We start from the raw sequence: 24,224 nt of genomic DNA on the forward strand, positions 1-24,224 counted from the left end.
TCAGCCGGGACGACCCGGTGGGTCCAGGGGGATGCGGGTGCTCGTGACAGGCATCCTCGTCGTCGTCGCGGTCTACTTCCTGGTGCCGGTGTACTGGGTGGTGATCGCTGCGACCAAGAGCACCGAGGATCTGTTCGGCAGCAACGGCTTCCTCCTCGGCTCCGAGTTCTCGTTGTGGTCGAACCTCCACGAGGTGCTCACCTACGACGGCGGCATCTTCGTCCGCTGGTTCGGCAACTCGGTGCTCTACGCGGGCGTGGGAGCACTCATCGCGACGTACCTCGCCGCCGCAGGTGGGTACGCGCTCGCGAAGTACCGGTTCCGCGGGCGCAACCTCGTCTTCGGCACCATCCTCGGCGGGGTCCTCGTGCCGGGGACGGCCACCGCGCTCCCGCTGTTCCTGCTCTTCAGCCAGATGGGGCTCGCGAACACGTACTGGTCGGTGCTCCTGCCGTCGCTCGTCTCGCCGTTCGGGTTGTTCCTCTGCCGGATCTACGCCGACGCGACGATCGACGACTCGCTCATCGAGGCGGCACGGATCGACGGCGCGAGCGAGCTGCGGATCTTCCACACCGTGGGGCTGAAGATCCTCACGCCCGCGCTCGTGACCGTCTTCCTCTTCCAGCTGGTCGGCATCTGGAACAACTACTTCCTGCCGCTCGTCATGCTGTCCGACAGCACGCTGTACCCGATCACCCTGGGCCTCAACAACTGGCGGAGCCAGGTCGACCGCCTGCCGGAGTTCTACGAGCTGACGACCGGCGGCGCGCTGTTGTCGATCATCCCGTTGGCGATCGCGATGATCGTGCTGCAACGCTTCTGGCGTGGCGGGCTCACCGAGGGATCCGTGAAGTAGCCGTCGGCCCGGAGACGGCGACGGGCCCCGGATCAGTCGATCCGGGGCCCGTCGTCAGTCGTGTCGAGCTAGAGGCTGCAGGTGTTGCCGAGCGTGGTGAACTCGTCCTGGAGCTTCGTGAGCGAATCGGTGAGCCCGGTCTGGTCGACGTTCTGCGGGTCGTCGACAGCCGTCTTCGCGACGTCGATGAAGTCGTTGAGCGCCTTCACCGAGTCGTTCGCCGCGGTCTTGACCTCCTCGTTCGTGACCTTGTCGGCCGCCGCCTTGAACGTTCCGGAGAAGTCGTCGAGCTGGGTGACGGCCGCCTCGGGGTCGGAGGACAGCGAGCTCAGGCCCGACTGCAGCTGCGAAGCCGACTCCGTCACCTCGGACTGGATGAGCTTGCACGCATCCTCTTTGCTCTGGGCGCCGCCGGCACAGCCGGTGAGGAGCAGGCCCGAGACGGCGATCGCGCCGAGGAATGCTGCTGCGTTCTTCTTCATGGTGGTGTGATTCCCCCGTGTTCGGTGCCCGTGGCGGGCCCGCCCGCGCGCTGCGGGTCGGCCTCCAGGCTACCCGGTGGAGCCCGCCACCCGCAGGCGTGCGCGGCCCGATCGTCGTGTGCGGTCGTCGTCGGCATGGACGCGAGCCCCGTTTATTTGTAAGCTTGGCGAACAAACCGGTGGTGCGAGCGGGTCGCATCACGGATCGAAGGAACCACAGCATGCAGACGCGCCACGACGCCCTCCGGAGACGAACCGCGTGAGGGTGGGACTCGACATCGGCGGCACGAAGACCGATGCCGTCCTCGTGACGGATGACGGCGCGCTCCTGCACCGGCTCAGACTGGTCACCGGACGCGGTCCGGAAGCGGTCGTCGAAACCGCCGTCGAGGCCGTCAGCCGGCTCTCCGACGCCGTCGCGCGTCCGATCGACGCGTTCACGTCGGTCGGCGTCGGTATCCCCGGCCTCATCGTCCCGGGCACCGGCCGCGTGACCCACGCCGTCAACCTCGACGTGGAGGAACTCGAGCTCGGTGCGATCCTCGCCCAGCGCCTCGGGGTCCCCGTCGCCGTGGAGAACGATGTGAAGGCGGCGGCCCTCGGCGCCTGGCAGCTGCTCGACGGTTCCGGCACGATGGCCTACCTCAATCTGGGCACGGGCGTCGCCGCCGGCATCGTCACGGACGGCCGGCTCTGGCAGGGCTCGAGCGGGGTCGCCGGCGAGGTCGGGCATCTGTCGGTCGATCCGCTCGGTGACCGCTGCGGGTGCGGACAGCGCGGGTGCGTCGAGACCATGGCCGCCGGTGGTGCTGTCTCCGCCGCCTGGGGAGCCGACGTGGCGCTGCCGGTGCTCGACCTCTTCGACCATGCCGACGCCGGTGACCCGCGGGCCATCGCGCTCCGCGCACGCCTCGGTCACGGAGCGGCCGCGGCCGTCCGCATCCTGACCCTCACCGTCGACGCCGACGACATCGTCCTCGGAGGAGGACTCACCGCTCTCGGCGAGCGACTACTCGCCGTCATCCGCGAGGCTCTGGCCGAATCCGCCGCCGGGTCTCGATTCGTCGCATCATTGCAACTGGAACAGCGCGTGCGCCTCGTGCCGACGGGATCCCCCGTCGCGGCGATCGGCGCAGCACTCGTGGGAAGAGGAGAATCGTCGCATGGCTGAAGTCGTGATCGTGGGGGACAGCGGTGCCGCAGGCGCCCTCGTCGCGGAGGCGATCGTCGCCCTGATCGAGGAGCGTCCAGACGCCGTCCTCGGACTGGCGACGGGTTCGACACCGCTCCCCGTCTATGAGGCGCTCGCCGCACGCTCGCAGGGCCTCGACCTCTCGCAGGTGCGCGGGTTCGCCCTCGACGAGTACGTCGGCCTGCCGGCCGGGCATCCCGAGTCGTACCGTTCCGTCATCACGCGTGAGGTCGTCGAGCCGCTCGGCCTCGCGCCCGAGCGCATCCAGGTGCCGAACGGTGCGGCCGAGACCATCCAGCACGCCGGCGCCGACTACGAAGCGGCGATCCAGGCCGCCGGCGGCGTCGACCTGCAGATCCTCGGCATCGGCACCGACGGCCACATCGGGTTCAACGAGCCGGGCTCGTCGTTCGCCTCGCTCACCCGCGTGAAGACCCTGACAGAGCAGACCCGCCGGGACAACGCACGGTTCTTCGACTCGATCGACGACGTACCCATGCACTGCATCACCCAGGGGCTCGGCACCATCCTCCGCGCGAGGCACCTCGTCCTCCTCGCCTTCGGTGCGGGGAAGGCCGCTGCGATCGCCGCCGCGCTCGAGGGGCCGCTCTCCGCGAACCTCCCCGGTTCGGCGGTGCAGCTGCACCCGCGCGCCACGGTGGTCCTCGACGAAGCGGCGGCGTCCGAGCTGCAGCACGCCGACTACTACCGCTACGCGTACGCCAACAAGCCCGCCTGGCAGGGCATCTGACGTCTCAGGCGACGCCCGCCAGGCGGAGGAGCGCCGTGGTGAGGGCTGCCGCGAGGACGATGACGACGAACGGCGCGTTCCTCCAGGCGAGGACGCCGGCCACCAGGACGCCCGAGAATCGCGCGAATCCCGCGAACTGCTGGTCCTGGGTCAGCGCCGTGGTCGTGAGCACCGCCATGAGCAGGACGATGGCGGCGGCCGCGAGCAGTGTCTCGACCCGTTCCGAGACCTCGGTGCGGGTCCGCAGGAGTGGTCCGGCCAGACGGAACGTGTAGGTGCCCACCGCGAGGATCACGATCCCGACCAGCACGAGCATCGACTGGTTCATGCGGTGACCTCCGGCTTGGGCTGCTTCCGGCCGAAGCCGAAGAGGAGACCGACGAGCGACAACAGGACGGGAATCCCCGCAGGGAGGAACGGCGTCGCGGCGACGGCGACGACCGCGCCGACGAGTGCGGCTCGGCGCGTCCGGCGCTCGCGGAGGGCGGGGAAGATGAGGGCGAGCAGGACGGCGGGGAACATGACGTCGAGTCCGAAGGTGTCCGTGTCCTCGATCACCGTGCCGGCGAAGGCTCCGAGTGCCGCGCCCGCCGGCCAGCAGAGGAGGATGCCGAGGCCACACGCCCAGAACGCGGCGCGCTTTCGCTCCAGGGTGTCCTGGTCGAGCGCGAAGACGACGGACTCGTCGTTGAGGAGGTGCGTCCCGAGCACGCGACGCCAGCCCGTACCGACGACCTCGTGGATCGCGAGGCCGAACGGCAGGTGACGGGCGTTCACGAGCAACCCTGCCAGGGCCGCGGTGAGCGGACTCCCGCCGGCCGCGACGATTCCGACGAACAGGATCTCCGATGCGCCGGCGAGGACGAGCAAGGCGAGCGCCAGCGCGACCCAGGGCTGGATGCCCGAGTGCACGGCGACGGCTCCGTAGGAGATGCCGACCAGCCCGTCGGCGATGCAGACCAGCGCGATGGCCCGCCTGGTCGGCCGGCCGAGGTGACCCCATATCGAACGCACGTACACTATATTGAACGTCGATCAAGCGTTCGTCAAATCGAACGCGTAACACTCTGGAGCGAACGCATGACGCAGCTCGAACCATCCGACGACGGAGCACCGCACGCTGCGGTCGCGGCGGCGCTGACCCGCGAGCGGCAGCGCACCGGCCTGTCACTCGCGGAGGTGGCCCGTCGAGCCGGGATCGCGAAGTCGACCCTCTCGCAGCTGGAGGCGGGGCTCGGGAACCCGAGTCTCGAGACCCTCTGGGCGCTCAGCGTCACCCTCGACGTCCCGTTCGCCCGCCTGGTCGAGCCGGTGCGGCGACCGGTCCAGGTGATCCGTGCCGGTGAGGGGCCGACCCTCGCCGCGTCCGGGGCGGATTACGTCGCGACGGTGCTGTCCGCGTGCCCGCCGAACGCCCGACGCGACATCTACCGCATCGTCGTCGAACCGGGGGAGCCGAGGCGTTCGGAGCCGCACATGCCGGGCGTCGTCGAGCACTGGATCCTCAGCACCGGTCGCGCGTCCGTCGGACCCGTCGGCGAGGAGGTCGAGCTCGGACCGGGGGACTACCTCGCCCACGCCGGGGACGTGCCGCACGTCTTCGAGGCACTCGAGCCGGGTACGACCGCGGTGGTGGTCACCGAGCACGTCTGAGCACCTCGACAAGCTCGGTGACCGGGACCGCTCGGTGACCGGGACCGCGCGACGGGTGCTCAGCCGTCGATGACGTGCACGAGCTCGTCGATGAAGCCGGCGAAGTCCTCGGAACGGCGGATGATCCGAGCGACGCTCGAGCGCTCCGAGAACACCTCGACGAACTGGTCGAACACCGTCTGGAACGCGGCACGACCCGATTCACTGAACGCCACGAGTGCGACGACGCTCACGCGGGCGCCGCCCCACTCCATCGGCGTCTCGTTCACGGCGATCGCGATGGCCGTCGAGTGCGCGGTCATCGCCATGGCGTGCGGCACGGCCAGGGTGTCGGTGAACGCCGTCGATGACATGCGCTCCCGCTCGATCGCCGCGGTGAGGTAGCTCTCGTCGATGATCCCCCGGGCGATCATACGCTCGCCGAGCAGGCGGATCATGCCCTCCTCGTCCTCGGCATGCGCGTTCCGGAGGAAGAGGTCCGGGTGGAAGTACTGCAGCAGTTCGTCGGTGATCTCCGACAAGCGGGACGAACGACGGACGCGGCTGACCGCGGTGCGGACTCGCTCCACGTCGGCCGCGGTGAGGAACGGTTGGATGACGACGATGCCGTCGGCAGGGGCCGGTGGCTCGATCGTCGTGAGCACGAGGTCGGTGTCGATGGCGGCCCAGTCGACATCGGTGCGGGTGATGACGGATCGGACGTCGAGGACGTCGCCCAGCTGCGATTCGACGCGTCGGCGCAGCACCTCGTGCATGTCGTAGTAGCCGGCGGACACGATCGTGGAGCCGAGCAGGGCCTCCTTACGGGCCTTCTGCTCGAGCTGGGCGCCGACGTGCATCGCGATGTAGGCGATCTCGTCGTCGTTGATGATGATGGAGCCGTGCCGCTGCAGCTGGCTGGCGATGAAGACCGCGAGCTCGTAGATCATCGGGTACGAGGTCTTGATCGAGCGGGTCAGCGGATTGCGGGAGTAGGACTGGTCCTGTGCACGACGGATGAGGTTCTGGACGTGGAGGGTGAGCCGGACGATGAAGTCCTCGTCGGAGAGGTCGACGAGGTACTCGCGGCCGGCACGGTCGACGGCCTGACGGACGGCGGCGAGGTCGTCCTGGTTGACGTAGTCGTCGACGAGGACTTCGACGGGAGCCCCACTGCCCGGCGTCACCACCCGTGTCACGAGCAGGTAGCTGAGGTACACGAGGTCGCCCTCGCCGAGTGCGACGTGGAAGTGGGCGTCGACGAGCCGCGCCAGATCCTCCGCGACCGCCTCGACCTCCGGGGTGCGCGGTGCATGGTCTGCGGGCTCCGCCGGACGGTCCTTCGTGACCCGGTCGATGGCGATCGCGATGTGCAGCAGGACGTTCGCGATGCCGTACTCGTTGACGTAGTACCCGCGCGCGGTCAACGCCTCGAGCAGCTCGCCCTTGAACGGGCTGAACTCGTTCGGCGCGAACGCGCGTTGGAGCGCCTCGAGTTCGACGATGCCGCGATCGGTCTCGTCGCGGAACATCCGGCTGAGGAGCCGTCTCCGCTCGGTCTCACCGCCCGCCATCGTCACCGTCGATCCGGAACGGTCGAGCGTGAGGGCGGTGTCGGCGAGCATGGCGCGGACCCGGCCCAGGTCGCCCTCGACGGTCGACTCGCTGACGTGGAGCCGCTGTGCCGTCTCGTGCACGTCGATTCCCGAGGGGGCGCTGATGAGCAGCCGGACGAGCCCGTACAGCCGATCCCGGGGTGTCTCCGATTCGAACGCCGATGCGGCTCGTCGCCGGTAGACCGCATAGCCGTCGGCGTTCAGCCGATACCCGTTCGGCCCGGACTCGACGACGTCGTGCGGTGCCGTGCGGGTGTTGACCGCCGTGACGTAGCTGCGGACGCTGCGCGGTGTGACGCCGAGCACCTCCGCGACCTCCGTGGCCGTCGTCCAGCCGTCCCGTCCCGCGAGGTAGCCGAGCATGCGGTCGTGTTTCTCGCGTGCCACGATGCCCTCTCCGTCGGTCGGCCGTCGCGCGGTCCGGGCGAACCGCTCCACCGAGTCAACCACCTTCCCGGCTGCTTCCGCGCGTTCGACGACCTTTCCGCCCCGGCGGAAGAGCTTCTGGTGGAGCAGCGAGTGGCGCGACGGAATGATGGGTTGGTAGGCAATCGGCGGTTCTGGAGAAGGTTCGATGAAGATCCTGGTGATTTGCGGCGCGGGTGCGTCGAGCACGTTCATGGCCCAACGCCTGCGTCGCGCAGCAGCCGACCGATCGGTCGACGTCTCCGTCGCGGCCGGTGCCGAATCGCAGGTCCTCAGCGGCACGATCGCCCTCGACGGTGTCGACGTCCTGCTCGTCGGCGCCCACCTCGCCGACCACGAGGCTGCGCTGCGCGCAGCGGCCGAGCCCACCGGCACCGCGGTCGCCGTCCTGCCTGGCGACGTCTTCGGCGTCGAGGGCGGCGCGCGAGCCCTCGAACTCGTCCTCTCGATCCAATCACCAACCAGGAGGTAACCCCATGGCAACTCGAACCGTCCGCATCGGCTCGTCGCACGGCCTGCATGCCAGGCCCGCGAAGCTGTTCACGCAGGCTGCGAAGGACGCCGGGGTCCCGGTGACGATCGCGAAGGGCAGCGGCAAGCCCGTCAACGCGGCGAGCATCCTCGGCGTGATCGCGCTCGCCGTCGAGCACGGCGACTACGTGACCCTGTCCGTCGACGGCGAGGGCGCCGCAGCCGAGGGCACCCTCGACACGCTCTCCGAGCTCCTGGTGACCGACCATGACGAGCAGTAGTCCGATGACCGCGTTCCAGGGCATCGGTATCGGCCAGGGCGTCGCCGTCGGCCCGGTGGCCCGCATGGCCGACCCGCTCCCCGCGCCCGCCGACGTCGCCAGCACCCTCGACCTCGCGACCGAGACCGAGCGCGCGAACACCTCCCTCGCCGCGGTCGCCCGCGAGCTCGAGGCCCGAGGCGCCGCCGCCGGTGGTGCCGCTCGTGACGTCCTCGAGGCCCAGGCGATGATGGCGGAGGACCCGACCCTCGCCGAGGAGATCGCCACGCGGCTCGCGGACGGCAAGACCGCCGAGTGGGCCGTCCACGCGGCCTTCGCCTCGTTCCGCGACCAGCTCGCCGCGATGGGCGGCTACCTCGGGGAGCGCGCCGCCGACCTCGACGACGTGTCGCAGCGGGTCATCGCCGACCTCATGGGCGTGCCGGCCCCCGGCGTCCCCTCGCCCGGCCACCCGTTCATCCTCGTCGCCCGCGACCTCGCGCCGGCCGACACCGCTCTCCTCGACCTCGACCTGGTCCTGGGCCTCGTCACGAGCGACGGCGGCCCGACCTCGCACACGGCGATCCTCGCCCGCGAGAAGTCGATCGTCGCGATCGTCGGCGTCGTCGGAGCAGCCGAACTGACCGACGGCACGACGCTCGTCGTCGACGCGGCAACCGGTGAGGTCACGGTCGATCCGACCCCCGAGCTCGTCGCCGCCACGGAGCAGCGCATCGCCGACCGACTCGCGCTCGTGAACGCACCGGTCGTCCCCGGTGCACTGGCCGACGGCACCCCCGTGCCGCTGCTCGCGAACCTGGGCTCGGCCGAGCACGCCGACGCCGCCGCGGAGCTCGGCGCCGAGGGTGTCGGCCTCTTCCGCACCGAGTTCCTCTTCCTCGACCAGGCGCTCGCACCGACGGTCGAGCAGCAGCGGGCGCACTACGAGAAGCTCCTGAACGCCTTCCCCGGCCAGAAGGTCGTCGTGCGCGTCCTCGACGCCGGTGCCGACAAGCCGTTGGCGTTCCTGAACGATGCGCACGAGGACAACCCGGCGCTCGGACTCCGCGGCCTCCGTGCGTTGCGGGCGAGCGAGGACATCCTGCGCGAGCAGCTCACGGCGCTCGCCCAGGCCGACGCGGCGACGAACGCCGACCTGTGGGTCATGGCCCCGATGGTGTCGACCGTCGAGGAGACGAAGTACTTCATGGCGATCGCCGCCGAGTACGGCCTGAAGACGCCCGGCGTCATGGTGGAGGTGCCGTCGAGCGCGCTCCTCGCCGACCGCGTCCTCGCCCACGCCGGATTCGCGTCGATCGGCACCAACGACCTCACGCAGTACACGCTCGCCGCGGACCGCCTGCTCGGTTCCGTCGGCGCGTTCCAGGACCCGTGGCACCCGGCGGTCCTCCGCCTCGTGCAGCTCGTCGGCGAAGCCGGCCAGCACCACGGCAAGCCGGTCGGCATCTGCGGCGAAGCAGCCGCCGACCCGCTCCTCGCCGTCGTCCTCGTCGGACTCGGCGCCACCACCCTGTCCATGTCTCCGTCGGCGCTCGCCGACGTCCGTCACTCCCTCCAGCAGTACACGCTCGACGATGCCCGGCGCATCGCGGCAGCAGCACTGGCCGCCGACGGTGCGGCCGAAGCCAGGGCAGCGGCCACCGCTGCAACGACTCCCGAAATGAAAGAGGCAACATCATCATGACAACGACGTCTACTCCCAAGAAGCCGGGAGGTGCACGAGTCGGCGTTCAGCGATTCGGCACCTTCCTCTCCGGCATGGTCATGCCGAACATCGCGGCCTTCATCGCCTGGGGCCTCATCACCGCGTTCTTCATCGCGACCGGCTGGTTCCCGAACGGGATCCTCGGCGGCTTCGGCAACGCCGACCTCATCGGTTGGCAGGGTGCCGCGACGGCGCTCGCGCAGGCCGACGACGGCACGACCTTCCCGCAGTACGTCGGCCTCGTCGGCCCGATGATCACGTACCTGCTCCCGCTGCTCATCGCGAACACCGGTGGCCGCATGATCTACGGTGAGCGTGGCGGCGTCGTCGCGTCCATCGCGACCATGGGTGTCATCGTCGGCAGCGCGATCCCGATGTTCATCGGTGCGATGATCATGGGCCCGCTCGCCGCGTGGCTCATGAAGCAGGTGGACCGGATCTGGGACGGCAAGATCAAGGCCGGCTTCGAGATGCTGGTCAACAACTTCTCCGCGGGTATCCTCGGAGCCATCCTCGCCATCGGCGGCTTCTTCGGTATCGCACCGATCGTCACCGCGCTCAGCAGCTTCCTCGAGGGTATCGTCGACTGGCTCGTCGCCAACTCGCTCCTGCCGATCGCGAGCATCTTCATCGAGCCCGGCAAGATCCTCTTCCTCAACAACGCCATCAACCACGGTGTGCTGACCCCGCTCGGTGTCCAGCAGTCCGAGGAGACCGGCAAGTCGATCCTGTTCCTCCTCGAGGCGAACCCCGGCCCGGGCCTCGGCATCCTGCTCGCGTTCTGCTTCTTCGGAATCGGTCTCGCGAAGGCGTCGGCCCCCGGCGCGGTCATCATCCAGTTCTTCGGTGGCATCCACGAGATCTACTTCCCGTACGTGCTCATGAAGCCGATGCTGGTCCTGGCCGCGATCGGTGGCGGCATGGCCGGTGTGGCGACGAACGTCGCGTTCAACACGGGTCTCCGCGCCCCGGCCTCGCCCGGCAGCATCATCGCCGTGCTCATCCAGACCGCACCCGACAGCTACTTCGGCGTGATCCTGTCGGTCATCGTCGCAGCAGCCGTCTCGTTCGGGATCTCCGCGATCATCCTGCGGGCCAGCCGGAAGCGCGACCTCGAGAACGAGAACGCCGGTGACCTCTCGGCCGCCGTCGCCGCGACCGAAGCCGCCAAGGGCAAGAAGTCGAGCGTGCTCGGCAACCTCTCCGCCGGAAGCGCCGCAGCCGGTGCGGACGTCGTCGACGAGGGCGTCGTCACGACGCTCGAGCGCGGCCCGATCCGCAACATCGTCTTCGCCTGCGACGCCGGTATGGGTTCGAGTGCGATGGGCGCCTCGGTGCTCCGCAACAAGATCAAGAAGGCCGGCATCGACGAGATCACCGTCACCAACAAGGCGATCGCGAACCTCGCCGACGACGTCGACCTCGTCATCACCCAGCGCGAGCTGACGGAGCGCGCGAAGGAGAAGACCCCGAGTGCCGTGCACATGTCGGTCGACAACTTCATGAACTCTCCGAAGTACGACGAAGTGGTGGAGTTGCTCCGCGGAGAGGGAGCACACTAGCAACGGAACGATCCCGGGGCGCACGCGAAGGGCGTGCGCCCCGGGGCTCCATCCACCGCCCTTCATCCGGCTCCGGACCGCACCGGCGGAGCCCCGCACGACGAATGCAGAGGAAGACATGTCGCAGGTACTGACCCAGGATCGGATCACCATCGTCACCGGGACGGTGACGCAGGAGGAGGCCATCCGCCGCGCTGCCGACGCCCTCGAAGCAGCCGGAGCCGTGACCGACGAGTACTTCGAGGCCATGCTCGCCCGCGAGCAGTCCGTGTCGACCTACATGGGCAACCTCCTCGCCATCCCGCACGGGACGAACGACGCGAAGGAGGCGGTCCGGGATTCCGCCCTGTCGTTCACCCGCTACGAGACCCCCATCGACTGGGACGGCGACGAGGTCCGGTTCGTCGTCGGCATCGCCGGCAAGGACGGCGGGCACATGGAGATCCTCTCCAAGATCGCCATCATCTTCTCCGAGGACGACGAGGTCGCCAAGCTGCTCGCAGCCGAGACGCCTGAGGAGCTCTACGCGCTCCTGAGCGAGGTCAACGAGTGATGCGAGCCGTCCACTTCGGCGCCGGCAACATCGGGCGCGGCTTCGTCGGCCTGCTCCTCCACGAGGGCGGCTACGAGGTCGTCTTCGCGGACGTCAACGCCGAGCTCATCGATGCGATCGCCGCGGCCGACAGCTACACGGTGCACGAGGTGGGCGACGGCGCGAAGGACACGGTCGTCACCGGGTTCCGCGCGATCAACAGTGCCACCGACGAGGAGGCCCTGGTCCAGGAGATCGCCACCGCCGACGTGGTGACCACCGCTGTCGGGCCGACCATCCTGCGCTTCGTCGCTCCGGTCATCGCTCGGGGGATCGCCGCCCGTCCGGCCGACGCCGCTCCGCTCGCCGTCATGGCCTGCGAGAACGCGATCAACGCCACCGACCTCCTCGCCACCGAGGTGCGCCAGGCGGTCGGCGATGAGGCCTGGGCGTCGCTGTCGACCCGGGCCGTGTTCGCGAACACGGCCGTGGACCGCATCGTCCCGGGCCAGCCCGCCGGGCAGGGCATCGACGTGACCGTCGAGACCTTCTACGAGTGGGCGATCGAGACCCCGGCGTTCAACGGCTCGCTGCCGTCGATCCCCGGTGCCCACTTCGTCGAGGAGCTCGCGCCGTACATCGAGCGGAAGCTCTTCACCGTGAACACCGGCCACGCCTCCGTCGCTTACTTCGGTGCGCGCGCCGGTATCGGGACGATCGCCGAAGCGCTCGCCGAGCCGTCGATCACCGCGGCCGTCGGCGCGGTGCTGGAGGAGACCTCCGCGCTGCTCGTCGCCAAGCACGGGCTCGACGTCGACGCGCAACGCGAGTACCGCGAGACGATCCTCCGTCGCTTCGCCAACGTGCACCTGCCCGACACCGTGGAGCGCGTCGGTCGGCAGCCGCTGCGCAAGCTGAGCCGGACCGAGCGGTTCATCGGACCCGCCGCAGAGCTGGCGGAGCGCGGCATGGCCCACGACGCACTCGTCTCGGCCATCGGTGCCGCGCTCGAGTTCGACGTCGCCGACGACGAGCAGAGTGTCCATCTGCAGGCGAAGCTCCACGAGCTCGCGCCGGGCACCTTCGTCGAGGAGGTCACCGGCCTCGCTCCCGAGCACCCGCTGGCTCCCGCGGTGCTCGCGCAGGTCGTCGCCCGACAGGCATCGCTCGCGTAACGCCCGTCGACAGGCTCAGGGACCGGATCCGTCCGGACCCTGAGCCTGTCGCCGTTCCCGGAGCCCGTTCCGGTCCCGGAGCCCGTTCCGGTCCCTGAGCCAGCCTCCGGTCCCTGAGCCTGTCGAAGGGCCTCAGAACATCTTGCCCGGGTTGAGGAGGTTCTCGGGGTCGAAGAGCCGCTTGATCCCGTGCTGGAGCGCGAGCTGATCCTCGCCGAGCTCGTCGCCGAGCCAGCGCTTCTTGAGCAGGCCGATGCCGTGCTCGCCGGTGAGGGTACCGCCGAGCCGTAGCGCGGTGGTGAAGAGGTCGTCGGCGGCCTGCCAGATGAGGTCTGGTACCTCGACACCCTCGAAGACGAAGTTCGGGTGGAGGTTGCCATCGCCCGCGTGCGCGACCGTCGGGATGGAGATGCCGTACCGGCGCTCGATCTCGCCGATCGCCGTGAACATCGCCGCCAACTGGCTGCGGGGGACCGACACGTCCTCGATGAGCGGGGTGCCGAACTGCTCGAGCGAGGGGTGCAGGGCACGGCGGACGGCCAACAGATGCTCACCCGTCGCGTGGTCGGTGGACATCTCGGCACGCCCGCCGCCGGCGTGGAGTACATCGAGGATCGCGGCGGCCTCCGCCTCGGCGTTCGGGCCGTCGGTCTGGATCACGACGTGCGCCTCGCCGCTGGTCGGAGTCGGCAGCTGCAGGTAGCGGTGCACGGCGACGAGCGCGACGGGGTCGAGCAGTTCCATGATCGACGGCTGGATACCGGACGCGGTGACGGCGGCGGTGGCCTCCGCTGCCGAGACCACGCTCGGGAAGTAGCCGGCGATGGTCGCGACGGTGCCCGGCGTCACGCGCCGGATGCTGACGGTCGCCTCGACGATGACGCCGAGGACGCCCTCGGAGCCGACCATGAGACTCGTGAGGTCGAGGCCGGTGACCCCCTTCACGCTCCGGTGCCCGACGCTGATGAGTCGTCCGTCGGCCAGGACCACCTTGAGGGCGAGGACGGCGTCGCGCGTCACCCCGTACTTGGCGCAGAGCAGGCCGCCGGCACCGGTCGCGATGTTCCCGCCGACGGTCGAGATCGCGCGGCTCGCCGGGTCGGGAGCGAACCAGAGTCCTCGGGCGAGCAGGAGGTCGTTGAAGGCACCGTTGATGATGCCTGGTTCGACGACCGCGAGGAGGTCGGGTTCGTTGATCTCCAGGACGCGCTGCATCTCGAGCGTCGACAGGACGATCTCGCCCGCGCCGCCGAGCGCGCCGCCGGCCAGTCCGGTACCGGCACCGCGTGTCACGACCGGCGTCCCGGTCGCGGTGGCGATACGCATCACCGTCTGGACATCCTCGATGGAACGCGCGGAGACCACGGCGAGGGGCGGGGCGTCCGACACGTGTCCGGACTTGTCGGACCGTGCGTCCGCGAGGACGGCGTCCGTCGTCGAGACCGCGTCGCCGAGGGCGTCACGGAGGGCGTCGAGGACGGGAGGCGTCGTCATCGCGGCAGGGGTGATCCGTCGGCCCAGACCGCCTGGACGTTCCACTGGTGGTCGAGGAGGACGGCGTCCGCGGCGTATCCCGGGGCCAGCCGACCGAAGCGTTCGGCCAGGCCGAGGACGCGGGCCGGGGTGCTCGTGAGGGCACCGACCGCCGCGTCCGCCGCGACACCGCTCGCGACGGCGAGTCGGAGCGCCCGGTCGAGCGTCAGCGTGGAGCCGGCGATCGAGTCGCCTTCCACGAGCCGCGCCAGACCGTCCGTCACCTGGACCTCGAGGGCTCCCAGGAGGTACCGGCCGTCGGAGGAGCCTGCTGCGGCCATCGCGTCGGTGATGAGTGCGACACGGCCCGGTGCCTGCTCGAAGGCGAGCTTGGCGACGTCGGGGTGCACGTGTTCGCCGTCGAGGATGAGCTCGACCGTGACCCGCTCGTCGGCGAAGGAGGCGATGATCGGTCCGGGCGCGCGGTGGTGGATCCCGTTCATCGCGTTGAACACGTGGGTGACGAGCCGGGCGCCGAGATCGAACGCCGTCTTCGTCAGTGCCTCGTCGGCGTCGGTGTGACCCACGGCGACGATGACGCCGGCCTCGACGAGGACCTGGATCGCCTCGAGGGCGTTCGGCAGCTCAGGGGCGATCGTGATCTGCCGCAGCGTGCCTCGGCTCGCGTCGATGAGGCGTTCGACGACCGCCGGGCTCGGGTCGATGAGCGCACCGGGGTCGTGCGCGCCCTTCTTGACCGGTGAGAGGAACGGACCTTCGAGGTGGGCTCCGAGGACCAGCGGATCCTCGGCGACGAGGTCGGCGATCCCCTCGAGGCTCGCGACGAGGGCGTCGACCGGGTTCGACACGAGGCTGATGAGTGTCCTCGTGGTCCCGTGTGCCCGGTGCACCGCGAGTGCGCGTCCGATGGCGTCGCGTCCGTCGTCGAAGGACGACCCGCCGCCACCGTGGACGTGGAGGTCGATGAACCCCGGCGTGAGGTGGCCGCCGTGTGCGTCGTGGACGGATGCGCCGTCGCCCACGGGGATGGACCGCCAGTCGTCGCCGGTACCGGTGGAGCGGATGACGCCGTCGACCGCGTGCAGCCAGAAGGCGTCCTGGTGGCCGTCGACGTCGACCTTGGTGGCGGAGTGGATCAGGAGCTCGGTCATGCGAGCTGCTTCCGTCCGCGGACGACACCACTGGCGACGGCGACCACGGCGTAGACGGTCGCGATGATCGGTTGCCCGAGGTGCAACCAGGCGAGCGCCGCCGCCGCGAAGATGAGGAGCTCGACGACCGCCTGGCCGTAGAGGTCGATGCGGATCACGGCGCGCGGTGAGAGGAACAGCGCCCAGAGGATGATCGCGACGACCGGCGCGGCGATCCCGACGACCACGTTCAGCGGGAACGGCCACACCGCGACGCCCCAGAAGCCGAGCGAGAAGAAGGCGAAGAGTTCGAGGAAGAACCGCAGGATCTCGTTGGGGCCGATCTTCACGTCGGCGGGAGTTCGTTCAGACACCACACGATTCTACGGCGCGTGGCAGCGAGCCCGCTCCGGGTCAGCGGAAGATGATCGTGCGCGCACCGTCGAGGAGGACGCGGTCCTCGGCGAACCACTTCACCGCCTGGGTGAGGGTGCGGCTCTCCTCGTCCTGGCCGATGGCGACGAGCTCCGCGGGGGAGCGGGAGTGGTCCACGCGGACGACGTTCTGCTCGATGATCGGTCCCTCGTCGAGGTCGCTCGTCACGAAGTGCGCCGTCGCACCGATGAGCTTGACGCCGCGCGCATGCGCCTGCTTGTAGGGGTTCGCGCCCTTGAAACCGGGCAGGAAGGAGTGGTGGATGTTGATGGCGCGACCGGCGAGGCGCTCGCAGAGCTCGGGGGAGAGGATCTGCATGTACCTGGCGAGGACGACGAGCTCGATGTCGTGCTCCTCGACGGCCTCGACGACCCTGGCCTCGAACGCCGCCTTCGAGGCGGCGTCCGTCACGGGCAGCGCCTCGAAGGGCACGCCGTAGAAGGAGGCGAGATCGCGGAGTGAACCGTGGTTGCTGAGCACGAGGGGGATCTCGACCGGGAGCTGGCCGGCCCGTTGACGGAAGAGGAGGTCGTTGACGCAGTGTGCCGCCGTCGAGGCCAGGACGAGCGTCCGGAGCGGACGACCGACGACGTCGAGCCGCCACTGGAGGGCGTACCGCTCGACGACCGGTGCGATGGCCGCCTCGAAGCGCTCGCGCGAGACCGCCGCCTCGACCTGGAGCCGCATGAAGAACCGCCCGGTGTCATCGCTCGAGAACTGCTGGCTCTCGGTGATGTTGCCGTCGGCCTCGACGATCGCACCGCTGATCGCGTGCACGATGCCGGGCCGGTCCTCGCAGATGATCGAGAGCACCCAGTGGACGGAGCGCTCGTGCGTGGTCGATGGCACAGCGGAGGGATCGGTCGAGTTCGTCACCGACTCAGGTTACCGGGACCCGACGGCTCAAGCCGCAGGGACGGACCGCTCGTCGACGAGGTCGGCGTGGGAGGACTGCCGCAGGTACGACCGCACCGTCTCGCGGCTCTGTCGCAGGCAGTCGATGCGGGCGTCGATCGAGGCGATCTGCGCGTGGAGCGACTCGGCCGTCGCGCGGGAGCAGTCGGGCACGGCACGCGAGGTGCGTGCGTCGTCGAGATCGAGGACCACGCGCACGAGACGGGTCGTGAGCCCCGCGTCGAACAGGTTGTCGACCGTGACGACGTGGTCGATCGCGGACGGTTCGTACTCCTCGGGCGCGTGCGACGCGCGCACGGGCGCCAGGAGTCCCTCCTCCTCGTAGGAGCGGAGCCGGGTGGCCGGGACACCCGTTCGTTCAGCGAGTTCTGCAATGCGCATGAGCGGCCTCTCTGTCACCTTCACGTCAGCTGCAACGTCGGATCGAGCCCTCCGCATTCCCGCCCTCGGGTAGACTCGTCCGCGGTCGCCGGATGTCGGTTGACCCTGGGCGCGCACATCAGCGCGTAGACGAACTCGTCCGCCACGTCAGCCGACGAGTGAACGCCATCGTTGGAGCAATCCGATGACCTCCTCTTCGCCCTCCTCGGCGCGCGCCGCCGAACCCTCCAAGCCGACGTCACCGCCGTTCCCCTGGGTCGGCCTGATCGCGCTCGCGGCGGGCACCTTCCTCTCCGTCACCGGCGAGATGATCCCGACCGGCCTCCTCCCGGAGATGAGCACCTCGCTCGGCGTCACCGAGTCGCAGATCGGGCTCCTTGTCAGCGTGTTCGCGTTCACGGTGGTGCTGTCGAGCACCGCGCTCATCCACCTCACCAGGCGTGTCCCGCGACACGCGTTGCTCGTGGCCGTCATCGTGGTCCTCGGCGTGAGCACCGGTCTCGGCGCGCTCGCCCCGAACTACGAGCTCCTCGTCGCCACCCGGGTGCTCGGCGGGCTCGCCCATGGCGTCTTCTGGGCGGTCGTCGGCGCGTACGCCGGTCACCTGGTCCCGAAGGAGCAGCTCGCGCGCGCCGTGTCCGTGACGATCGCGGGAGGCACGCTCGCCTTCGTCCTCGGCGTCCCGCTCAGCACCGCGCTCGGGCACGCGCTCGGCTGGCGACTCGCGTTCGGCGTCCTCGCCGCGGCGATGCTCCTCGGCGCCGTCGTCGTGTGGTGGAAGCTGCCGCCCGTCGGTCGGGAGGAGTCGCACGCGGCAGCCTCGGGTGCCACGGGCCGTGATCCGAGCATCGTCCCGGTCGCGATCGTCTGCATCGCGGTCGGCGTCATCATGGCGGGCCATTACGCGTTCTACACCTACATCGCACCGTTCCTCATCGGCGAGGTCGGTGTCCCGGCCGGCCAGCTCAGCATCCTCCTCCTCGTCTACGGCGTCGCGGGCGCGATCGGCCTCATCCTCACCGGCAGCGTCTTCGCGAGGCGTGCGACCACGGGGCTGTTCGTCGCCCTGACCGTGTCTGCCGCCATGGTGAGCGCGCTCGCCCTCTCGGCAGGCTGGCTTCCGGGCGCGCTCGTCGCGTTCTTCCTCTGGGGGACGGCCTTCGGCATGCTGCCGCCGCTCATGCAGACGCGCCTCCTGCACGCGGCGAGCCCGCGCATCCGCGACACCGCGAACGCGTTCTACACGACGGCGTTCAACACGGGTATCGGTGGCGGCTCGGCGCTCGGCGCGTTGCTCCTCGCCGAGATCGGTCTCGGCGTGCTGCCGTGGGTGTACGTGTGCCTCGCCGTGGTCGCGACCTCACTCCTCGCGGCGGACGTGCTGCGCACCCGCAAGCGCGAGTCCGTCTGATCGAGCACGAGCCGTTGCGGACGCGCTGAGCGGGACCGCTTACGGTACAACCGGTTCGTCCGTCGTCGGCGCCGGTGAGGCGTCTGCACCATCGGTCGGCGCGGTGACGTCGGGCGCGGTCGCCACCGGCGTCTCCGTCGCGGGATCCGGCTCGGTCGTACTCGGCACGTCCGGCTCCGTCGCGGGAGCCGCTTCCACCGGGGTCTGATCCGCGATCGGGTCGACGATGGCCTGAACCGGGACCGGAGCGGGAACCGCCTCCGGTGCGGTGTCCAGAACCGCTTCCGGGAGCGGGGCCGTCGCCGGATCGACGGCGGCGTCGGTACTCAGGAGTCCGGTCAGCGAGAGGTACTCGACGGAGGTCGCAGGTCCCACGCGCGATGGGTCGGACGGGTCGACGCTCCAGACGCTGAGCTCGTGGAACCCGACGGCAACGGCGGCGCCGGTGAGCGTCGCTCGACCGTCGGCGTCGAGCGCGACGCGTTGCTCGTCACCACCGTCGACCGTGTATCCGACCGCGCCGTTCGGAGCACCGACGACCACGAGCGGGCCGGTCGGATCGAGGAACTGCACCGACAGGACCGTCCGGAGCCCGGTGACGGCCGGCCCGCTGATCGACATGGTGGCCGGTTCGGCGGACACGGAGACCTCGTCGCCCAGGGTCTGGCGGACGGTCAGGACGAAGGTGCCCGTGCGGCCGAGGTCGACCGGGCCGGTCGACCAGGTCCCGGTCTCGGGAGGGGCTGTGGCGGACGCCCGCCGAGCGGAGGCCGGCACGACCGTCGACGCGACGACCACCTCTCCGTCGAGGATGTCGACGGTGGCGCCGGCCGCTGCGGTACCGCTGAAGGCAGGCCACAGGAAGCCGCCACCGGTGTCGGCGGCCATCGTCGGCGCCGGGAGCTCCTCGGGGTCCGTCGGATCGACGGGGTCCACCGGATCGACGGGAGGGGCGATGGGCGGAGCCGTCGGCGACGGGACCTGCGGCTCGGCGACCGGAGGCGGCGTCGCACCCGGGCCGGGCGTCGGCCGGGGAGTGGGCACCGGTGCCGAGGGTGTCGGGGTCGTCGGCGCGGACGGCGACGTCGTCGGACCCGTGGTCGGAGTCGCGCCCGGCGTCGGCACGGCGACGGGGTCGCTGGTCTCGTCGGCGGAGACGGAGGTCGCCGAGTCTGCTCCGGGCGGGAACACCACCGGACCCAGGACGAGCGCGGCGGCGGTCACCACCGCGACGACGCCGACGCCGATCGCGGCGATGATCCCACCGGAGAGAGCTGCCGTCGCAGCACCCGCGACGCCCGCACCCGACGCGACGCCGGCACCCGACGCGGCACCGCTGGAACCGGCTGCTCCGGAAGCCGCTGCTCCGCCGGAGGCCGCCACCGAGGTGCTCAGGTGCGCCGTCAGTGCGACCCCGCCGGTGACGCCGGCCGGCATCGCGGCGACCGCGGTCGTCGACGCACCGTTCGTCTGCAACCACGCGGTGTAGCCGGCCGCACCGGCGGCGCCTGCGACGAGGGGGAGGAGGACGAGCGCCATGCGCGAGCCGACCTCCTTCGCCTCAGCGGCCACGATGGTGCACCGCTGACAGGCATCCAGGTGCGACTCGACCTTGGCCGTGTCCCGGGCGGAGAGGTTCCCGCGCGCGTACGACCCGAGCCTGCTGATCGTGAAGGCGTGCTCCGAGTCGTCGTCGACGGCCTGCAGGTGCGCCTGGATCCACGCTTCGCGCAGCCCCTCGCGTGCTCGGTAGGCGAGCGCGGCCACCGAGTTGGCCTTCATCCCGAGGAGCGGCGCGACCTCCGCAGGTGTCATCGCCTCGATCTCCGTGTACCAGAGCACCTCCTGCCACCGGGTCGGCAGGCTTCGGAACGCTCGGGCACTCAGGCTGCGGTCGAGGGCCTCGATCGAGGACGCCTCGTTCGTGTCCGGGTCCTCGAAGGAGTCCAGGGTGTCGAGTGAGGTCTCCCGACGCGACCGGCCCCATGCGGCCGCCGTGTTCCGGATGGTGGTGAACAGGTACGGGCGGAAGGCGCCGGTGGGTCCCTTCCCGCGGCGGACCGCCTGATAGATGCGGGCGAAGGATTCCGAGACGAGGTCGTCGGGATCGAGGCTCGAGGTGACGGACCGGGCGACGGTCCGTCCGGCGTTCGAGTGCCGTCGCCACAGCTCCGCGTAGGCGTCCTGCGAGCCCGTGCGGGTGTGCTCGATGAGCTCGGCATCCGATCGCTCGGCGAGCGATGAAGCCGGGGATGTGTCCAGGCTCATGATGCCTCCGTCTGCGAGCTGCGCATTACCGGGCACCGTGCCCGCTCAAGAGAGTCGGGTGAAGCGGGATCATGACGCCGATTCCTCATCTTGGCACGAGGTGTCTCGCGGACAGCCGCTGGCGCCGAGGAAGATCCGTTTCGATTGTTCTGGGAAACCGCGTCATGACCTGCTCGGGATGCACTCTCTCAGGATGAACAGCAGGATTCCCGGCGACGGGGACCCGGCTGGGTCGTCCTCGGACGGCCACGATGCGCGCCACGGCCGGTGTGCATCGGGCAACGGACCCGAAACGTTGCAGATCTCGACGGGAGGGGGCGCCTTCGTGCGTACCCGTCGACAGGCCGGGAGTGGTGCTCGGGGGCGAGCATCGCTCCCGGCCGCCTTTCCGACCGTCGCTCGGATCAGTCGAGCCAGCTGACCTCGGGGGAGCGGTGGAAGGCGATGCCCGCTGCCGACCATCCCTGAGCAAGTTCGGCCAGCCGGACTCGGAAGTCGCTCCAGTCCGGCGCGCGTCGCTCCGACCAGCCGATCTCCGCGATGGACGCGACCCGGGGGAAGACGAGGAAATCGAGCGTCTGCACGTCGGCCACGGTCTCCGTCCAGAGCGGGGCCTCGACGCCGAGGATGTCCTGCTCACCGACGCCTTCGACGATCTCGGTCGGCTCCCAGACGGCGGAGCGTTCGACACTCGTGGGGCCGTCCGCCCAGGTGAGGCCTGCCGTCGCGACGTCGGGGTACTGCATGTCGAGGTAGGCGGCGTCCGCCGGAGACATGATGACCTGCCCGCCCTGATCCACGAACGAGCGCAGCTTGTCGGCGTGACCGTCCTCGGGGGAGACGTAGTTCCAGTACTGGCCGATGGTGCCGGGGTCGAGGTCGCGTGACGCGCCGAACTCGTGCCAGGCGATGGCGGTCTTCCCCGTCGTGGCGACCAACTCGGAGACCCGACGGGCGAAGTGGAGGAAGTCCTCCTCAGTGGTGGCGAGCGCTTCATCGCCGCCCAGGTGGAGATAGGGGCCCGGGGTCATCGCAGCGAGCTGGGTGAACACGTCCTCGAGGAACGTGTAGGTGGACTCGGCATGGATGTCGAGGCTCGAGAAGCCGACCTCCGTGCCGGTGTACGGCTCGCGGGCGACGCCGTCCGGGTTGAGTTCGGGATACGCCGAGAGGACCGCGTTCGTGTGTCCGGGGACGTCGATCTCGGGGACGATCGTGATGCGGCGGTCGGCGGCGTACTCGATGATCGCCCGGTAGTCGTCGGCGCTGTACGAGCCGCCCGTACCACCACCGACGGCGGTCGCCGCACCGATCCCGGTGAGCTCCGGCCACCCGGCGATCTCGAGGCGCCACCCCTGGTCGTCGGTGAGATGCAGATGCAGGTGGTTGAGCTTGAGTGCGGCGATCTGGTCGATGAACCGCTGCACCTGCGCGACCGTGAAGAAGTGCCTCGCGACGTCGAGCATCGCGCCGCGGTAGGCGAAGCGCGGAGCGTCGTCGATGAAGGTCGCAGAGACGATCCAGTCCTGTGCGCCGGCCGTCGGTGCCCAGTTGGCCGGCGGGAGGAGCTGCCTGAGCGTCTGCGTGCCGTGGTGGACCCCGTCGGCGTCCGCGCCGACGATCTCGACACCGGAGGCCGCGGCGGTCAATCGATAGGCCCCGCTCGTCGTCGACAGGCTGGGGTCGATCGACAGCGTGATGTCCGTACCCGCGGAGGCCACGACCTCCTCCGTGCCGGTGGTCTCGACCGGGAGGGCGAACCCCGTCGAGGTGCGCAAGGCGTGGGCGAGGATCCGAGCTGTGGTCGCAACCGACGGGTCGGTACGGATCACCGACTCCGCCGACAACCGGAACGGGGGAGCGGAGGCGTCGGTGGTCTGCGAGACGGGGCGGGGCAGCAGGCTCATGGGCGGTTCCTTCGGCGTCGGCGACGCGGGATCGTGGGGCTGGAACGGGGTTTGTTCGGATGATGAACAAGCGTCGGGCCATCCTGACACACCGGCCTCCACCGCTGCCCGGCCTCTCCACAGGACGGTGCGCGTCGGGCGTCCCGTTGCTATGCTGCTAGCAGTCGCAACTGGCGTATAGACGGAGTTCCGCTCCGCCTCAGATGGTTCACCATCGGGGAGCGACCCTGCACCTTGAAGACAAGGGCGGATTCGGCCGCACGCCTGGGCCGAAACGGCACATCACCGACATCCGTTCTGTCACAAAAGGGAGCCAGTCTTGTCCGACACCTTCAACGCGCCACTCTCCGAGGTCGATCCCGAGATCGCAGCGGTCCTCGAGCAGGAGCTCGGTCGCCAGCGCAACACCCTCGAGATGATCGCGAGCGAGAACTTCGTGCCCGTCTCCGTCCTGCAGTCGCAGGGCAGTGTCCTCACCAACAAGTACGCCGAGGGCTACCCGGGTCGTCGCTACTACGGCGGCTGCGAGTTCGTCGACATCGCCGAGTCCCTCGCGATCGAGCGGGCCAAGAGCCTCTTCGGCGCCGCGTACGCGAACGTCCAGCCGCACTCGGGCGCCACGGCCAACGCCGCGGTCCTGTCGGCGATCGCCACCCCCGGCGACACCATCCTCGGTCTCGAGCTCGCCCACGGCGGTCACCTCACCCACGGCATGAAGCTCAACTTCTCCGGCAAGCTCTACAACGCCGTCTCCTACGGCGTCGACCCCGAGACCTTCCTCGTCGACATGGACGTCGTCCGCGACAAGGCACTCGAGCACAAGCCGCAGGTCATCATCGCCGGTTGGTCCGCCTACCCGCGCCAGCTCGACTTCGCCGCGTTCCGCGCGATCGCCGACGAGGTCGGCGCGAAGCTCTGGGTCGACATGGCGCACTTCGCCGGCCTCGTCGCCGCAGGTGTCCACCCGTCGCCCGTGCCGTTCGCCGACGTCGTGTCCTCCACCGTGCACAAGACCATCGGCGGCCCGCGCTCCGGCTTCATCGTGAGCCGCGACATGGAGCTCGCCAAGAAGCTCAACTCGAACGTGTTCCCCGGCCAGCAGGGCGGACCACTCATGCACGTCATCGCCGCCAAAGCGACGGCGTTCAAGCTCGCCGCCACGGCTGAGTTCAAGGACCGTCAGGAGCGGACGCTCCGCGGTGCCAAGCTCCTCGCCGAGGCGCTCACCTCCGAGGCGTCGAAGGCCGCCGGCATCGACGTCCTCACCGGCGGCACCGACGTGCACCTCGTGCTCGCCGACCTCCGCACCTCCGAGCTCGACGGCCAGCAGGCCGAAGACCTCCTCCACGAGGTCGGCATCACGGTCAACCGCAACTCGGTGCCGTTCGACCCGCGCCCGCCGATGGTCACCTCCGGTCTGCGGATCGGTACGCCGGCGCTCGCGACGCGTGGCTTCGGCGACACCGAGTTCGCCGAGGTCGCCGACATCATCGCCCTCGCGCTGCGCAACGGTGCCGAGGCCGGAGCCCTCCGGGAGCGCGTCACCGCGCTCGCCGAGCGCTTCCCGCTCTACCCCGGCCTCCAGCAGTAGGGCGCGGGCGC

At 70.0% G+C, this 24,224-nt stretch carries 23 protein-coding genes and 1 riboswitch; of the genes, 12 read left to right on the forward strand and 11 right to left on the reverse strand.

Annotation, left to right across the window (positions count from 1 at the left end; all coding sequences use genetic code 11):
• Window positions 1-31: 31 nt before the first annotated feature.
• On the forward strand, window positions 32-856 hold the full coding sequence (locus IFR14_RS06995; RefSeq protein ID WP_228498429.1) for a carbohydrate ABC transporter permease: 825 nt from the start codon (window positions 32-34) through the stop codon (window positions 854-856).
• Window positions 857-924: 68 nt separating this feature from the next.
• Here IFR14_RS06995 and IFR14_RS07000 read toward each other — a convergent pair whose 3' ends face one another.
• A complete protein-coding gene (locus tag IFR14_RS07000) occupies window positions 925-1,338 on the reverse strand; it encodes a hypothetical protein (RefSeq protein WP_191940654.1) in 414 nt (137 codons plus the stop codon).
• A gap of 259 nt (window positions 1,339-1,597) precedes the next feature.
• On the opposite strand from IFR14_RS07000, the gene IFR14_RS07005 reads away from it, so the two are divergent.
• Together IFR14_RS07005 and IFR14_RS07010 are read left to right on the forward strand one after the other, a co-directional pair.
• Window positions 1,598-2,509, forward strand: a complete 912-nt coding sequence (locus IFR14_RS07005) for an ROK family protein (RefSeq protein ID WP_191940655.1) — start codon at window positions 1,598-1,600, stop codon at window positions 2,507-2,509.
• Complete coding sequence (locus IFR14_RS07010; RefSeq protein WP_191940656.1) at window positions 2,502-3,281, forward strand: glucosamine-6-phosphate deaminase; 780 nt, start codon at window positions 2,502-2,504, stop codon at window positions 3,279-3,281. Before IFR14_RS07005 ends, IFR14_RS07010 begins: the two co-directional genes overlap by 8 nt.
• Before the next feature lie 4 nt (window positions 3,282-3,285).
• Here IFR14_RS07010 and IFR14_RS07015 read toward each other — a convergent pair whose 3' ends face one another.
• Window positions 3,286-3,609, reverse strand: coding sequence for an AzlD domain-containing protein (locus IFR14_RS07015; RefSeq protein WP_191940657.1), 324 nt, complete (start codon window positions 3,607-3,609; stop codon window positions 3,286-3,288).
• The gene (locus IFR14_RS07020) at window positions 3,606-4,295 is read right to left on the reverse strand and encodes an AzlC family ABC transporter permease (protein ID WP_191940658.1); all 690 of its coding nucleotides are present in this window, start codon (window positions 4,293-4,295) and stop codon (window positions 3,606-3,608) included. Before IFR14_RS07020 ends, IFR14_RS07015 begins: the two co-directional genes overlap by 4 nt.
• 66 nt (window positions 4,296-4,361) lie before the next feature.
• On the opposite strand from IFR14_RS07020, the gene IFR14_RS07025 reads away from it, so the two are divergent.
• Window positions 4,362-4,934 carry a helix-turn-helix domain-containing protein gene (locus tag IFR14_RS07025; protein ID WP_191940659.1) on the forward strand — a complete coding sequence of 191 codons (573 nt, stop codon included), beginning with the start codon at window positions 4,362-4,364 and terminating at the stop codon, window positions 4,932-4,934.
• Window positions 4,935-4,993: 59 nt separating this feature from the next.
• Here the strand turns inward: IFR14_RS07025 and IFR14_RS07030 are convergent, their stop codons facing one another.
• Complete coding sequence (locus IFR14_RS07030) at window positions 4,994-6,916, reverse strand: BglG family transcription antiterminator (protein ID WP_342365658.1); 1,923 nt, start codon at window positions 6,914-6,916, stop codon at window positions 4,994-4,996.
• A 187-nt stretch (window positions 6,917-7,103) separates the two neighbouring features.
• Between IFR14_RS07030 and IFR14_RS07035 the strand changes: the two genes are divergently transcribed.
• From IFR14_RS07035 to IFR14_RS07060, 6 genes are all read left to right on the forward strand, one after another.
• A complete protein-coding gene (locus IFR14_RS07035; protein ID WP_124768857.1) occupies window positions 7,104-7,427 on the forward strand; it encodes a PTS sugar transporter subunit IIB in 324 nt (107 codons plus the stop codon).
• 4 nt (window positions 7,428-7,431) lie between these two features.
• On the forward strand, window positions 7,432-7,707 hold the full coding sequence (locus IFR14_RS07040; protein WP_064296634.1) for an HPr family phosphocarrier protein: 276 nt from the start codon (window positions 7,432-7,434) through the stop codon (window positions 7,705-7,707).
• Window positions 7,708-7,711: 4 nt separating this feature from the next.
• On the forward strand, window positions 7,712-9,391 hold the full coding sequence (gene ptsP, locus IFR14_RS07045) for a phosphoenolpyruvate--protein phosphotransferase (RefSeq protein WP_191940660.1): 1,680 nt from the start codon (window positions 7,712-7,714) through the stop codon (window positions 9,389-9,391).
• Entirely contained in the window at window positions 9,388-10,974 is a 1,587-nt protein-coding gene (locus IFR14_RS07050) for a PTS mannitol transporter subunit IICB (protein WP_079705307.1), read from the forward strand. The genes ptsP and IFR14_RS07050 overlap by 4 nt, the downstream gene beginning before the upstream one ends.
• A 118-nt stretch (window positions 10,975-11,092) precedes the next feature.
• Window positions 11,093-11,527, forward strand: a complete 435-nt coding sequence (locus IFR14_RS07055) for a PTS sugar transporter subunit IIA (protein ID WP_064296632.1) — start codon at window positions 11,093-11,095, stop codon at window positions 11,525-11,527.
• The gene (locus IFR14_RS07060) at window positions 11,527-12,681 is read left to right on the forward strand and encodes a mannitol-1-phosphate 5-dehydrogenase (RefSeq protein WP_191940661.1); all 1,155 of its coding nucleotides are present in this window, start codon (window positions 11,527-11,529) and stop codon (window positions 12,679-12,681) included. Before IFR14_RS07055 ends, IFR14_RS07060 begins: the two co-directional genes overlap by 1 nt.
• Window positions 12,682-12,813: 132 nt before the next feature.
• Here the strand turns inward: IFR14_RS07060 and IFR14_RS07065 are convergent, their stop codons facing one another.
• From IFR14_RS07065 to IFR14_RS07085, 5 genes are read right to left on the reverse strand one after another with little or no spacing between them, the layout of a single operon-like run.
• A complete protein-coding gene (locus IFR14_RS07065) occupies window positions 12,814-14,175 on the reverse strand; it encodes an FAD-binding oxidoreductase (protein WP_191940662.1) in 1,362 nt (453 codons plus the stop codon).
• A complete protein-coding gene (gene nagA, locus IFR14_RS07070; RefSeq protein WP_191940663.1) occupies window positions 14,172-15,326 on the reverse strand; it encodes an N-acetylglucosamine-6-phosphate deacetylase in 1,155 nt (384 codons plus the stop codon). The genes IFR14_RS07065 and nagA overlap by 4 nt, the downstream gene beginning before the upstream one ends.
• Complete coding sequence (locus IFR14_RS07075) at window positions 15,323-15,679, reverse strand: YrdB family protein (protein ID WP_342365659.1); 357 nt, start codon at window positions 15,677-15,679, stop codon at window positions 15,323-15,325. Before IFR14_RS07075 ends, nagA begins: the two co-directional genes overlap by 4 nt.
• A gap of 40 nt (window positions 15,680-15,719) precedes the next feature.
• On the reverse strand, window positions 15,720-16,616 hold the full coding sequence (gene purU, locus IFR14_RS07080) for a formyltetrahydrofolate deformylase (protein WP_370582583.1): 897 nt from the start codon (window positions 16,614-16,616) through the stop codon (window positions 15,720-15,722).
• 27 nt (window positions 16,617-16,643) lie between these two features.
• Window positions 16,644-17,036, reverse strand: coding sequence for a MerR family transcriptional regulator (locus tag IFR14_RS07085; RefSeq protein WP_191940665.1), 393 nt, complete (start codon window positions 17,034-17,036; stop codon window positions 16,644-16,646).
• Between the two features lie 184 nt (window positions 17,037-17,220).
• Between IFR14_RS07085 and IFR14_RS07090 the strand changes: the two genes are divergently transcribed.
• Window positions 17,221-18,447, forward strand: coding sequence for an MFS transporter (locus tag IFR14_RS07090; protein ID WP_191940666.1), 1,227 nt, complete (start codon window positions 17,221-17,223; stop codon window positions 18,445-18,447).
• A 39-nt stretch (window positions 18,448-18,486) separates the two neighbouring features.
• On the opposite strand, the gene IFR14_RS07095 is transcribed toward IFR14_RS07090, so the two are convergent.
• Window positions 18,487-20,715 (reverse strand): sigma-70 family RNA polymerase sigma factor, encoded by a 2,229-nt coding sequence (locus tag IFR14_RS07095; protein ID WP_191940667.1) that lies wholly within the window; start codon window positions 20,713-20,715, stop codon window positions 18,487-18,489.
• A gap of 404 nt (window positions 20,716-21,119) precedes the next feature.
• Window positions 21,120-22,622 carry a family 20 glycosylhydrolase gene (locus tag IFR14_RS07100; protein WP_191940668.1) on the reverse strand — a complete coding sequence of 501 codons (1,503 nt, stop codon included), beginning with the start codon at window positions 22,620-22,622 and terminating at the stop codon, window positions 21,120-21,122.
• Between the two features lie 158 nt (window positions 22,623-22,780).
• Window positions 22,781-22,899, forward strand: a riboswitch (ZMP/ZTP riboswitch).
• Window positions 22,900-22,941: 42 nt separating this feature from the next.
• Here IFR14_RS07100 and glyA point away from each other — a divergent pair.
• Window positions 22,942-24,213 (forward strand): serine hydroxymethyltransferase, encoded by a 1,272-nt coding sequence (gene glyA / locus IFR14_RS07105; RefSeq protein ID WP_064296623.1) that lies wholly within the window; start codon window positions 22,942-22,944, stop codon window positions 24,211-24,213.
• Window positions 24,214-24,224: the final 11 nt, after the last annotated feature.

This window comes from Plantibacter sp. CFBP 8775 (assembly GCF_014839505.1).
GTDB classification, from domain to species: Bacteria; Actinomycetota; Actinomycetes; order Actinomycetales; family Microbacteriaceae; genus Plantibacter; species Plantibacter auratus.

Coding starts and splice junctions, on each gene's coding strand:
- IFR14_RS07010 (WP_191940656.1), top strand. CDS start 2,502: ATGGCTGAAGTCGTGATCGTGGGGGACAGCGGTGCCGCAGGCGCCCTC.
- IFR14_RS07025 (WP_191940659.1), top strand. CDS start 4,362: ATGACGCAGCTCGAACCATCCGACGACGGAGCACCGCACGCTGCGGTC.
- IFR14_RS07000 (WP_191940654.1), bottom strand. CDS start 1,338: ATGAAGAAGAACGCAGCAGCATTCCTCGGCGCGATCGCCGTCTCGGGC.
- IFR14_RS07015 (WP_191940657.1), bottom strand. CDS start 3,609: ATGAACCAGTCGATGCTCGTGCTGGTCGGGATCGTGATCCTCGCGGTG.
- IFR14_RS07040 (WP_064296634.1), top strand. CDS start 7,432: ATGGCAACTCGAACCGTCCGCATCGGCTCGTCGCACGGCCTGCATGCC.
- IFR14_RS07090 (WP_191940666.1), top strand. CDS start 17,221: ATGACCTCCTCTTCGCCCTCCTCGGCGCGCGCCGCCGAACCCTCCAAG.
- IFR14_RS07100 (WP_191940668.1), bottom strand. CDS start 22,622: ATGAGCCTGCTGCCCCGCCCCGTCTCGCAGACCACCGACGCCTCCGCT.
- IFR14_RS07065 (WP_191940662.1), bottom strand. CDS start 14,175: ATGACGACGCCTCCCGTCCTCGACGCCCTCCGTGACGCCCTCGGCGAC.
- nagA (WP_191940663.1), bottom strand. CDS start 15,326: ATGACCGAGCTCCTGATCCACTCCGCCACCAAGGTCGACGTCGACGGC.
- IFR14_RS07035 (WP_124768857.1), top strand. CDS start 7,104: ATGAAGATCCTGGTGATTTGCGGCGCGGGTGCGTCGAGCACGTTCATG.
- IFR14_RS07050 (WP_079705307.1), top strand. CDS start 9,388: ATGACAACGACGTCTACTCCCAAGAAGCCGGGAGGTGCACGAGTCGGC.
- IFR14_RS07085 (WP_191940665.1), bottom strand. CDS start 17,036: ATGCGCATTGCAGAACTCGCTGAACGAACGGGTGTCCCGGCCACCCGG.
- ptsP (WP_191940660.1), top strand. CDS start 7,712: ATGACCGCGTTCCAGGGCATCGGTATCGGCCAGGGCGTCGCCGTCGGC.
- IFR14_RS06995 (WP_228498429.1), top strand. CDS start 32: ATGCGGGTGCTCGTGACAGGCATCCTCGTCGTCGTCGCGGTCTACTTC.
- IFR14_RS07060 (WP_191940661.1), top strand. CDS start 11,527: ATGCGAGCCGTCCACTTCGGCGCCGGCAACATCGGGCGCGGCTTCGTC.
- IFR14_RS07095 (WP_191940667.1), bottom strand. CDS start 20,715: ATGAGCCTGGACACATCCCCGGCTTCATCGCTCGCCGAGCGATCGGAT.
- IFR14_RS07055 (WP_064296632.1), top strand. CDS start 11,093: ATGTCGCAGGTACTGACCCAGGATCGGATCACCATCGTCACCGGGACG.